Source organism: Streptomyces sp. NRRL B-24085 (assembly GCF_001282115.1).
In the GTDB taxonomy this organism is placed as follows: domain Bacteria; phylum Actinomycetota; class Actinomycetes; order Streptomycetales; family Streptomycetaceae; genus Streptomyces.
Map to the genome: position 1 here is coordinate 17,108 of NZ_LJBR01000001.1, position 11,637 is coordinate 28,744.

Genomic DNA, 11,637 nt, shown 5'->3' on the forward strand with positions numbered 1-11,637 from the left:
CGTGCTTGAAATGACCAAGGGGTCGAACACTGCCCTGTCGGCCCTGAGTGAGAACACCGGCTCGGTGATCGTGAGCCTCGGCTGGAGCAGCCCGGCCGGGGACGGCGACGCGGATGTGTCCGTCTTACTGCTGGGGCAGGACGGCAAGGTCCGCAGCGACGCGGACTTTTACTTCTACAACAATCCGGTGGCCGCTGACGGAAGCGTGCAGTTGCTGGACAAGACGCCTACGGAGGACGGGAACGAAGATCGGATCGGCTTCGACCTGACCGCGGTCCCGCCCGAGGTCGACCGCATGGTGGTGGCCGCGAGCCGCTACGAGGGCGCCCATTTCGGCGAACTGGACGACCTCCGCGTCACCCTCTCCGACGCGGTCGGCGAAACCCTCCTCCGCTTCACCGTCGGCGACGCCGGAACGGTGAGCGCGATCATCTTCGGCGAGCTGTACAGACGCGGCGACGACTGGAAGTTCCGTGCCGTCGGCCAGGGGTACGACTCCGGGCTCGCGGGGTTGGCGACGGACTTCGGGGTGGACATCGACGACGACGCGGAGACGGCCGTCGAGGCGGTGGACGAGACAGCGGGCGCCGCCGCTGCGGAGCCGGCCGACGACAAGCGGCCCGTGGCCGTTCCGGCGGACGCGGTTCCGGAGCCGGATCCGCCCGCCGCACTGGACGCTGTTCCGGCTCCCCGCCGGCCTGCCGAGGAAGCCGGGGCGCGCAAACCGGCTGCCCGGCCCCGCACCGCCAAGAAGAAGGCCGCGCTGCCCAGTACGCCACCGAAGTCGCTGGCGGAGAACGACTCCTGGAAGCCCGCCAGACTCTTCCCGGTCTCCGCGCTCAAGAGCGACCGGGACCGGGAGATGCGTGCCACCTCGGTCCTGCTGTCGGTGATGACCCAGGTTCCGCGGTTCGGCAGGCGGCTGACCGCCGCGTTCGGGGCACCGTCCGGCCGTATGGAGACGTTCACCGAAGTCTCCCTGCCGCACGGCGACACACCCCGGCGCCCCGACGGAGTGATCCGCATCGAGCGGGCCGGCAAGCTGTGGACGGCCCTCGTCGAGACGAAGACCAACGGCAATCCCCTCAGGGCCGACCAGGTGCAGGCGTACATGGACATCGCCGCCCGACGTGGCTACGAGGCCGTGATCACCCTGTCGAACGACGTGGCGCTCGAGGGCAGCCCCCTGGTCGACGTCAAGATCGACCGGCGCCGCAAGCACCAGGTGGCGTTGTGGCACCTGTCGTGGGCCGAAGTGGCCCACCAGGCACAATTGCTGATCCGGCACGAGGGCGTCGGGAACGTGGCACGGACCTGGCTGCTCCAGGAGCTGCTGCACTATGTCCAGCACGAGAACTCCGGGTGCCACGGCTTCCAGAACATGGGCTCGGCGTGGGTGCCGGTGCGCAACGGCATCAGCGACGAGACCCTGTGCCAGGGCGACCCACGTGCCCTCGAAGTGGTGGAGAGCTGGGAGCGGCTCGTCCGGCAGGTGTGCCTCAGGCTCGGCGGTGAACTCGGACAGAAGGTCCTGCCCGCTCAGCGCGCCCGGCGGGGCACCGACCCCGAGGCGCGCCGGGCACAGCTCGCCGACCGCCTCTGCTCGGAAGGCAGACTCCAGGCGGAACTCCGGGTCGAGCAGGCGCCCGGCCTGCTCAGCATCGGAGCCGATCTGCGCACCGGCAGGCTGCGCACCTCCATCGAGATCCCCGCGCCCGAGCAGGGATATCCGCTGACCTGGGCCAAGCGTCTGGTCCGGCGCCTCGCCGAGGCGCCGGCCGACCTGCACGTCGAGACCCTGGTGGAAGGCCAGACGGGAGGACCGCGGGGCACACTCGAACGGCTCCGCCCCGAACCGGCGGACATGCTGCCGAAGGGCAGCGTGGCCATCACCGGCTTCCGCCTGTCCCTCTTCAAGAACATGGGGAGCAGCCGCGGCAACGCCGAGTCCAGCTTCATCCGCAGTGTCGACGACGCGGTGCACCGCTTCTACTCCACGGTGATGGTCCACCTCGACGGTCCCGCGCCCCGGCGTACGGCGGTGAGGGAGCGGGCCAGGGTATGAGCCCGGAGGCGTGGTCTGCCCCTTACGCCAGCTCCCCCCGCAACCGCCGTGCCCGCAGGACCAGCTCGAGCTCGAAGCGGCGGTCCGGGTCGTCTATCTCGTCGCCCCACAGTTCGCGGATCTGGCGCAGGCGGTAGCGGACGGTCTGGGGGTGGACGCCCAGGCGGGCCGCCACCTCCGGGGCCCCGCCGCGGGTCTCCAGCCAGGCGAGCAGGGTCTCCGCGAGGCGGCGGGCGTGGGTGGGGCCGCAGTGGCGCAGGGGGGCCAGGCAGCGCAGGGCCAGGTCGTCGATCAGTTCCTCGGGCTGGAGCAGGACCAGGGCCTCGGTGTGTTCGGTGCAGTACAGCACCTCCCCGGCGGGGAGCAGGTCGCGTTCCATCAGGCGTACGGCGGCCTCGGCCCAGCGGAGGGACTTCGCCGCGTCCGCCAGCGGGACCGGGGGGCCGATCGCGCCGGCCCAGCCGGTCAGGGCCCGGTGCAGGAGTTCGGGGCGGCCCGCCGCGTCCGGTTCCGGGACGACCATGCGGGGCTGTTCGTAGTCCATGTCCAGCAGGACGCTCTGGCCCACCGCGGGCGGCACCGCCTCACGGGCCGGGCGGAGCAGGACGCCGACCGCCACCTTCTGCGGGAGGGGCCAGCCGATGCGGGCCGCGCGTTCCGTCAGCGCGTCCGCCGGATCGCCCCGGTGGCGTTCGGCGAGGAGTAACTCCATCAGACGGCGCTGGAGGCGCAGCCGCTCTCCGGCCTGGCGGGCCGCCGCTTCCGCGTAACCGCGGACCGACTGGTCGACGAGCCCGTCGAGGTACTCGTAGCCCGCGTCCACCAGCTCGTACATCGCCGGCGGCGGGATCTCGACACGCTGGCCGATGTCGGCGAAGCGGCGCCAGGCCAGGCGTACGCCCATGCGGTAGATCGCCTGGAGGGAGTCCAGGCTGCGGCCGTTCAGGCCCTCGCCGCGGCCGAACTCCTGGAAGACGCCCGGGGGGACTGTCGGGCGGCCCTCTGCCGTCTCCAGGTGCTGGACGAAGACCTCGATCGCGCGGCGGATGCCGACCAGTGCCATCGGTTCGCCGGACTCGTCGAGGACCACCGGCAGATGGGGGTACTCGCGGCGGATCTCGCGCAGGATCTCCTCCGCGAGGGCCGGCGCCTCGGACATGGCGATGGCCGCGAAGCGGCGGACCTGGAGGCGGGGGACGTCATGCCAGGCCGAGCGGGTGTTCAGGGCTGCCGGTCGGGCCGCCACGGGTCAACTCCCCTGGTCCGTCTGCTCGTAGGTGACCAAGGGCGTGTTGGGCTGCTCGGGCGTCGCCTCCAGGAGCGCGACGATGCCGAGGGCGGCACCGAGGGCGAGCAATGCGGCGGCCACGACGGTCAGTGCGGCGGCGAGCAGTCTGGACATCGCAGGGGCAGCCTCTCTCGAGCGGCTCGATCCGGCGTCCCACCCAGCATCCAAGCCCGGCACCCACCCTGCCTGTCGACCCAGTGTCGACATCGCCCTGACAATCCGTCAAGACGTTGACACCCCGTGCCGATACGCCTACGGTCTCCGGCCCATAGAGCGGCCCGAACTCCGTCATCTCACGCCCCAGGAGTGTCCGGATGCGCCGTACAGCCTCTCCAATCTCCCTGATCCTGCTGGGACTCGGCACGTTTCTGCTGGTACTGGCGCCTCTGCTCGCGTGGTACGTGGAACCGCGCGCCGCCGTGAACCCGATCGACATCGACCAGACCGCCGTCTACCGGGGGACGGGCAGCGTCTTCGACACCGAGGAGCTGGAGACGGTTCCCGGGCAGCGGATCACCGTCACCCAGCGGGTGCGCGGCGACGTCGAGGACAGTGAGCGCAGCGGCCGGGCCGCGGTGTGGGACGTGACCACCACCGTCGACACCGACAAGTCGCTGCCGGCCTCCGACCCGCACGACGCCCTGGAGTTCGTCCCGCACCGCTGGGTCATGGACCGCAGGACGACCAAGCCGGTGCACTGCTGCGGCGAGAAGCCGTACATCGAGGGCGAGGCCTATCTGAAGTTCCCCTTCGACGTGCAGCGACGCTCCTACCAGTGGTGGGACAACTCCCTGGGTTCGACGGTGACGTTGCGTTACCAGGGTACGAAGAAGGTTCAGGGGTACACGGGTTACCGGTTCACCGGCACGGTCGCCCCGGCGAAGGTCGGGACACGGCTCGTGCCGGGCACGATCGTGGACGAGCCCGGCCGGCCGCAGGTGCTGGCCGAGGAGTGGTACTCCAACCACGGCATCGAGCTGGTCGTCGACCAGCGCACCGGCCGGGTCGTCTACGCACAGGTGGGTCCGAAGCGCACCCTGCGGGCACCCGGCGCGAAGAAGGACGCCGTGGTCCTGCTGGACAGCCGCAAGATCGCGTTCACCACCGCGACGCAGAAGGACGCGGTACGGCTGGCCGAGCGGGACAGCGGTCAACTGCGCGCGGTGGGACAGACGTTGCCCATCGGGGCGGCTGTGGCCGGATTCGTGCTGGCTGCCGTGGGGGGCGTTTTGGTGGTACGGGGACGCAGGCGCCCCGAGTCCACCGATATGAGCGGTACACCCCAGCCGGTTCTCACGAATTGACTGGACGTCAGCTCTAATAAGGCCCGAAATTGTCACGTACGTGAGTAGCCACGGCGTACGGGTGGGCGAAAACTGTGCCACCCCACCCGAGCACAGCCCGTCCACACCCCCCTCCTAGGAAGCGCTCAGTCCCCCCACAACCAGCCGGAAGAGATCGCTGAGTTCCGCACCCTGAGACGAGTTGGAGCACCCATGCCCCAGCACGTGCCCCACCCGCTGCGCACGTCTCCCCAGGCGTCGCAGTGGCAACCCTCATCGCACAGCCCGCACCACTCCTCGGCGCTCCCCCCACCCCCGCGCCGAATCGTTTTCCTCGCCCATCGTGACCTCGACAACCCGGCCGCCGGCGGCTCCGAGCTCCTCGTCGACCGGCTCGCCGACGGACTGACCCGGCTCGGCCACCAGGTGACCCTCCTGTGCGGCGGGCCGGCCGCCTACCGGGACTACCGTGTCGTGTCGGCGGGCGGCGAGTTCGGGCACTATCTGCGCGCCCGTACGGCCTTCGCCCGCCAGGTGGGCGAGACCGACCTGCTGGTCGAGGTCTGCAACGGCATGCCGTACCTCGCGCCCCTGTGGCACCGCGGCCCCACCCTGTGCCTCGTCAACCACGTGCACACCGACCTGTGGCGGATGCGGTTCGGCGGTCCCCTGGCCCCGGCCGCCCGGATCGGCCGAAGACTCGAACACTGGGCGCTGGCCGGTGCGGCGGCCCGCCACCGGAGTCTGCTGGTCGCCGTGTCCCCCTCGACGGCCCAGGCCCTGCGGGCGATCGGCGTCGAACGGGACCGCATCCGGGTCGTGCACAACGGCGTCGAGGAGCCGGAGCCGCTGGTGCGCCGCTCGCCGGAACCGCTCTTCGTGGCCGTGGGCCGGCTCGTCGAGTACAAGCGGATCGACCTGCTGCTGAGACTGTGGGAGCGGGTGCGGCCGGTCACCGGCGGCAGGCTGGTGATCGTCGGGGACGGTCCCGAACGCGCCCGGCTGGAGCAACTCGCCGGTCCCGGCGTGGAGTTCACCGGCCATGTCTCCGAGGCGGAGAAGCACCGGCTGCTGTGCGAGGCGTGGTTGCTGCTCCATCCCTCCGCCGTGGAGGGGTGGGGGCTGGTCGTCACCGAGGCCGCGACCCGCGAGACGCCGACGATCGCCTTCGACGTGCCCGGGCTGCGGGACTCCGTCGTGGACGGGGAGACCGGGGTGCTCGCGCGCGGCGAGTCCTCGTTCGCCGCCGCCTGGTGCACGCTGGCCCTGTCGGGGCACCGCCGGGAAGTGATGGGCAAGGCGGCGCGGGACCGGGCGGCCCGTTATCGCTGGCACCGGACTGTCAGACAGTTCCGGGCTGTTGCCGCCGAGGCGGTGAAGGGCTGGGGGCCGTGACGCGGCTGCGGGTGCGTCGTGGCTGGTCGCGCCTGCGCGGCGGTAGCCGCACGGTCGACACTGCCCCGCGCCCCCAGACCATCAGGGACCCCTCGTTCAGACGTTCCCTGCAGCTGTTCCGGGCCTTCATGCACGAACAGGACGACCCAGAGGCCTGCTATGCGCTCCTTGCCCGCGACGCCGTCGACCAGGTCGAGGCCTACGACGGCCCGGTCGCCGGACGCACGGTCGTGGACGTCGGCGGCGGCAGCGGGTACTTCACCGAGGAGTTCCGCAGACGGGGCGCCGACGCGTTCCTCTTCGAGCCGGACGCCCGGGAGCTGGGGGAGAAACCGCCCGACGCCACCGTGATCGCCGACGGCTACCTGCTCCCGCTGCGGGACGCGGCCGCCGACGTCACCTTCTCCTCCAACGTCCTGGAGCACGTGGCCGATCCGGAGACCTTCCTCAGCGAGCTGGTCCGGGTGACCCGGCCCGGCGGCCTGATCTACGTGTCGTTCACCAACTGGCTGTCCCCGTGGGGCGGCCACGAGTGGGCGCCCTGGCACTACCTGGGAGCCGAGCGGGCCCGCGCCCGCTACCGGCGCCGTACCGGAAAGGCCGCCAAGCACACCCTCGGCGAGAACCTGTTCGCCGTGCACATCGGCCCGACCCTGCGGCAGGTGCGCGCCCGGGACGACGTCACGGTCGTCTCGGCGCGCTCCCGCTACTGGCCCTTCCTCGCGGAGACCGTCGTACGGGCTCCCGGCATCCGCGAGGTCGCCACCTGGAACCTCCTCCTCATCCTCCGGCGGTGTCCACCATGACGACGTCCACGGTCCAGGCCCCTCCACCGGCAGCCGTGCCCACCACCGCGGTCATGTCGGGCCCCCCGGAGGGCCCGCGGGCACGGAGCTGGCTGCTCGGGTTCTGGGCCGTGGTGTTCGTGCTGTTCCTGGCGGTGCACCCGGGCCGGCAGACCTTCGACACCAAGCTGGGCGTCACCACGGACCCGGGCCGGTTCCTCGCCGACCTCGGGCAGCTCTGGCACGACCAGGGCTCCTTCGGCGGCATCCAGGACCAGTACGTCGGCTATCTCTGGCCGATGCTGCCGTTCTACTGGCTGGGCCACGCTCTTCAGCTGCCGGTGTGGCTGGTGGAGCGGCTGTGGCTGTCGGTGGTCGTGTCGGTGGCCTTCTGGGGGGCGCTGCGGCTGGCCGAACGGCTGCGTGTCGGCACGGGAGCGTCCCGGCTGCTCGCCGCCGTCGCCTACGCCCTGTGGCCGACCTTCACCGTCGTCGTCGGCTCCACCTCCGCGGCCGCGCTGCCCGGCGCCTTCCTGCCCTGGGTGCTGCTGCCCCTGACCAACGAGCGGTACGGCGCCCGGATCGCCGCCCTGCGCTCGGCCCTGATCATCCCGTTCATGGGCGGGGTCAACGCGGCCTCCACCCTGGCCTGTCTGCTCCCGGTCGGGCTGTACCTGCTGTCCCGGCCGCCCGGACCACGCCAGCGCAAGCTGATCGCCTGGTGGGTGCCCGGCGTGATCCTGGCGACGGCCTGGTGGGTGATCCCGCTGCTGCTGCTCGGCCTCTACGGCGAGAACTTCCTGCCGTACGTCGAGAGCGCGCGCACCACCACGGAGACGATGTCGGCGACGGAGGCCCTGCGCGGCGCCGGCAACTGGGTGGCCTATCTGCACCTCGGGGAGGCGTGGCTGCCGGCCGGCTGGACCGTGGCCTCCTCGGTGATCGTGATCCTGTGCTCGGCGTTCGCGGCCGGGCTCGGCCTCGCCGGTCTGGCGCGGCGGGACCTGCCGGAGCGCCGGTGGCTGGTGCTGACCGCGCTGACGGCCGTCCTGGTGCTGCTCGCCGGGTACGGCGGCGCGTTCGGCGCCCCCTTCCACGGGGTGGTGCAGGACTGGCTGGACGGCGGTCTCGCCCCCTTCCGCAACATCTACAAGTTCCAGCCGGGCCTGGCGCTCGCCCTGGTGCTGGGCCTCGCCCATCTGGTCGGCGTGACCGCCGAGCCCCGCGGGGCGAGAGAGATCAGGGGCCGCCGGTACGCCCCCCTCCTCGCGGCCGTCCTGATCCTCCCCGGGCTGCTGTGGCCGTACCTCAACGGCTCGATCCTGAACCCCGGTTCCTTCCGGGAGCTGCCGAAGTACTGGCACGCCACGGCCGACTGGCTGGAGAAGTACTCCCCCGACTCCCGCGCCCTCGTCGTGCCCGCGACCGCGCACGGCATCTACACCTGGGGCTCCCCCGTCGACCAGCCCCTCGACGTCCTCGCCGAGTCCCGCTGGGCACAGCGCGACTACGTCCCGTTCGGCACCCCCGGCAACCGGCGGGCCATGGACGCGGTCGAGCAGGCGCTGCTGACCGGCGGCGAGATACCGGGCCTCGCCGACTACCTGAGCCGGGCCGGGGTGTACTACGTCGTCGTCCGCAACGACCTGGACCCCGACCAGATCGGCACGGTGTCGTCCTCGGTGGTCAAACGGGCCCTGGAGCAGTCCGGCTACGAGCGGGTGATGGGTCTGGGTCCGCTCATGACGGGCGGGAGGATCGCGCCCGACACCCCGCTCCAGATCGAGGGGCTGTACCCCCGGCAGCGGGCGGTGGAGATCTACCGTCCGGCGAGCGAGGACGTGCCGCGGCCCGCACAGGCCGGCCTGCTGCCGGTCGCCGACACCGCCCAGGTGTCCGGCGGCCCCGAGTCCCTGCTCCCGCTGGCCGACGAACTGCGGGGCCGGGCCACGGTGTTGACGGGCGACAACCATCCCGGGCTCGGCACCCCGCCGCTCCAGGTCGTCGGCGACGGACTGCGGCGGGCGGACACCCGCTTCGGGCTCGTCAACGCGAACACGTCGTACACGTACACCAGCGACGAGCGCAACGCCTCCGGGGCCGCCCAGGACGCCGGTGAGAAGCCGCACCAGATCCTGCCTACGACGGGCCAGGCCCACCAGACGGTCGCGGAACTGCGCGGCGCCCGCTCGGTGACGGCCTCCTCGTACGGCAACTGGCTGTTCCACCTGCCGCAGTTCGACCCGGTCAACGCGTTCGACGGCAACCCGGACACCGCCTGGGCGGAGGGCGTCGCGGGCTCGCCGGACGGGCAGTGGCTGCGCATCGGCCTGTCCGATCCCGCATACGACATGCCCTCGTCGTTCAAGGTCACGCCGTTGCCGCAGGAGAGCGTGCGGTCGGCGGCCACCAAGGTGCGGGTGGAGACCGAGCGGGGCTCGCGGACCAGCTTTCTGCGGGCCGACGGCTCGACGCAGAGCGTCAAGGCCCCGCCGGGCGCGACGAGTTGGATGAAGCTCACGATCGTCGACTCGGTCGCGCGGCGGACCGGTCTCGCCGGGGCCGGGTTCTCCGAGATCGACCTGCCGCATGTGCAGGTGACCCGGCTGCTGCGGCTGCCGGCCGACGCCGACCGCGCGGACTCCGCCGCCGAGGTCGTCTCCCTGCACCGGGTTCCCGACCCGGCCGGGATCTCCCCGACCGGCACGGAGGCCGGCCTGCACCGGCGCTTCACCACGGCGGCCCCGGGCACGTACGCGGTGAAGGCGAGCGCGGTGCCGGTGTCCGGGGCGGAGCTCGACAGGCTGCTGTACGAGGTCGCCCCCGACCAGCGCAACCGCATCACCGCGACCGCCGACTCCACGGCCGTCCTCGGCACCGGCCTGTCCGCCCGCAACCTCACCGACGGCGACCTCACGACCGCCTGGATCGCGGGCGACCGTCCCACGATCCACCTGAGCTGGAACGGCAAGCAGCCCGTGTCCGAAGTGGTGCTGGCGGCCGCGGGCGGCCTCTCCACCCGGCCCACCGAGGTGGACATCACCTCGCCCGACGGCGCGACGGTCGCCGGGGTCGACGAGAACGGCGCGGTGCGCTTCCCCGCCATCACGACCGACCGTCTCGACATCACGATCACCAAGACGGCCCCGCTCGTCCTGCACAACCCGGTCGCCGACGAGGACCTCCAGCTCCCGGTGGGACTCACGGAGGCGTACATCCCGGCCCTGGACCAGTACCGGACCCCGCAGCCGAAGGCCGACCGGACCTTCTCCCTGCCGTGCGGCAAGGGCCCGGTGACGGCGATCGACGGGAAGCTGTACGGGACGGCCGTGTCGGGCCGGATCCGCGACCTGACCGAGCGGCGGGCGCTGACGGTGACGCTGTGCCAGTCGGGGCGCTCCGACGCCGAGCTGTCCCTCGCCGCCGGTGAGCACGTCGTCGAGGGCGGTGACGCCGGACCGCTCGCCCTGACCGACGTCACCCTGACCCGCGGCTCGATCGCCGAACCGAGCTCCCTGAGCCGCGAGTTGAAGATACGGGACTGGCTCGGCGACCGGCGCGAGGTGACCGTGGGGTCGGGCGCCGCCTCGTACCTGACGACGTACGAGAACTACAACGACGGCTGGAAGGCCACCCTGAACGGCGAGTCCCTCACCCCGCTGCGGCTCGACGGCTGGCAGCAGGGCTGGCGGGTCCCGGCAGGGGCGGGCGGCACCGTGAAACTGTCGTACGAGCCCGCGACCACGTACGACGGCGCGCTGATCGGCAGCGGGGTCGCCCTGCTGGTGCTGGTGGGCCTGGTGCTGTGGCGCAGGAGCTCCCCGAACCCCGACGAGCCGCAGCCGGTGCCTCCGGCGCCGGGGGTGTGGCTCGGGGTGGTGGCGCTCACGCTGGTGGGCGTGGTGATCGCCGGGTGGTTCGCGCTGCTGGTCCCGGCGCTGGCGCTGCTCGCGTTCCGACGGCACGGACTCCTGGTGCCGATCGCCTTCGTGGCACTGGCAGGGGCGGGCATCGCCGCGGCGGTGGGCGCGGGCGAGCCGGTGGGCGCGTCGGAGGGCGCCTTCGGGCACGCGGCCCAACTGCTGGCGCTGATCGGCCTGTTCGCGGCGCTGGTGAGTGTGCGTGAGCGGGAGGCGCCCCCCGGGTCGGAGGCCCCGACTCAGCAACTGCCGCCGGTCCGAGCGAAGGAGGAAAGGGGCGACCCGGCATGACGACTCCCGCCCGGATTCCGTTCCCGGTGGTCGACGAGGTCTCCCGGCACTGCCTCCAGGAGGAGGAACCGGAGACCGTCCACATCGAGGTGCACCTGCCGGGCCGGCTTGACCCGCCGCGGCTGCGGAAGGCGTTCCTGGAGGCCCTGCACCGCCACCCCCGGATCCTGATGCGGGAGGCCCCGGGGGGCTGGTACCGCCGCCGCTACGAGTGGGAGCTGACGGCGGAGCCGGATGTGGAAGTGGTGTCCTTTCCGAGTCCGGGGAGGAACGCCTTGCGGGACGCGAGGACAAGGGCATTGGAACAGGCGCCTGCCCTGAGCCAGTCCCCACCGGTCCGTCTGGAGGTCGTGGAGGGAGCGGGCCCAGCAGAGGGCAGCGAGGCATCGGACACAGTCGGCCTGCACCGACCCCCTCACGGGCGCGGGGCTGTACCGATCAGCGGCTCCGCCGCGGGGCGCGACCAGCCCCCACTCACCCGCACCCGAAACACGACCGTCCTCTTCCTCACCATCAACCACACAGCCCTGGACGGCCCCGCCTGTCTCCGCATCCTCGCCACGGCGGCCGAGATCTACGGTGGCAAGGACAACTCCCCCACCCCAGCCCC

7 protein-coding genes and 1 pseudogene are annotated in these 11,637 nt (G+C 72.1%); 6 read left to right on the forward strand and 2 right to left on the reverse strand.

Annotation, left to right across the window (positions count from 1 at the left end; all coding sequences use genetic code 11):
* The first annotated feature begins 10 nt into the window (after positions 1-10).
* Positions 11-2,065, forward strand: coding sequence for a TerD family protein (locus AOJ26_RS00080; RefSeq protein WP_179200300.1), 2,055 nt, complete (start codon positions 11-13; stop codon positions 2,063-2,065).
* A gap of 22 nt (positions 2,066-2,087) precedes the next feature.
* On the opposite strand, the gene AOJ26_RS00085 is transcribed toward AOJ26_RS00080, so the two are convergent.
* Positions 2,088-3,311, reverse strand: coding sequence for a PucR family transcriptional regulator (locus AOJ26_RS00085; RefSeq protein ID WP_053846049.1), 1,224 nt, complete (start codon positions 3,309-3,311; stop codon positions 2,088-2,090).
* A 3-nt stretch (positions 3,312-3,314) separates the two neighbouring features.
* Entirely contained in the window at positions 3,315-3,467 is a 153-nt protein-coding gene (locus tag AOJ26_RS43730; protein WP_179200301.1) for a hypothetical protein, read from the reverse strand.
* 200 nt (positions 3,468-3,667) lie between these two features.
* On the opposite strand from AOJ26_RS43730, the gene AOJ26_RS00090 reads away from it, so the two are divergent.
* The 5 genes and pseudogenes from AOJ26_RS00090 to AOJ26_RS00110 all read left to right on the forward strand — a co-directional run.
* Positions 3,668-4,657 carry a DUF3068 domain-containing protein gene (locus tag AOJ26_RS00090; RefSeq protein WP_053846050.1) on the forward strand — a complete coding sequence of 330 codons (990 nt, stop codon included), beginning with the start codon at positions 3,668-3,670 and terminating at the stop codon, positions 4,655-4,657.
* 192 nt (positions 4,658-4,849) lie between these two features.
* The gene (locus AOJ26_RS00095) at positions 4,850-6,031 is read left to right on the forward strand and encodes a glycosyltransferase family 4 protein (RefSeq protein ID WP_053846051.1); all 1,182 of its coding nucleotides are present in this window, start codon (positions 4,850-4,852) and stop codon (positions 6,029-6,031) included.
* A 128-nt stretch (positions 6,032-6,159) separates the two neighbouring features.
* Positions 6,160-6,837 (forward strand): class I SAM-dependent methyltransferase, encoded by a 678-nt coding sequence (locus tag AOJ26_RS00100; RefSeq protein WP_234358385.1) that lies wholly within the window; start codon positions 6,160-6,162, stop codon positions 6,835-6,837.
* On the forward strand, positions 6,834-11,027 hold the full coding sequence (locus AOJ26_RS00105; RefSeq protein WP_053846052.1) for a DUF3367 domain-containing protein: 4,194 nt from the start codon (positions 6,834-6,836) through the stop codon (positions 11,025-11,027). The genes AOJ26_RS00100 and AOJ26_RS00105 overlap by 4 nt, the downstream gene beginning before the upstream one ends.
* Positions 11,024-11,637, forward strand: a pseudogene (locus tag AOJ26_RS00110) (condensation protein); the annotation flags it as partial. The gene AOJ26_RS00105 and the pseudogene AOJ26_RS00110, both read left to right, overlap by 4 nt.

Bases quoted from the DNA above. Each gene is read 5' to 3' on its own strand.
- AOJ26_RS00090 (WP_053846050.1), top strand. From the start codon at position 3,668: ATGCGCCGTACAGCCTCTCCAATCTCCCTGATCCTGCTGGGACTCGGC.
- AOJ26_RS00080 (WP_179200300.1), top strand. From the start codon at position 11: ATGACCAAGGGGTCGAACACTGCCCTGTCGGCCCTGAGTGAGAACACC.
- AOJ26_RS43730 (WP_179200301.1), bottom strand. From the start codon at position 3,467: ATGTCCAGACTGCTCGCCGCCGCACTGACCGTCGTGGCCGCCGCATTG.
- AOJ26_RS00095 (WP_053846051.1), top strand. From the start codon at position 4,850: ATGCCCCAGCACGTGCCCCACCCGCTGCGCACGTCTCCCCAGGCGTCG.
- AOJ26_RS00100 (WP_234358385.1), top strand. From the start codon at position 6,160: ATGCACGAACAGGACGACCCAGAGGCCTGCTATGCGCTCCTTGCCCGC.
- AOJ26_RS00105 (WP_053846052.1), top strand. From the start codon at position 6,834: ATGACGACGTCCACGGTCCAGGCCCCTCCACCGGCAGCCGTGCCCACC.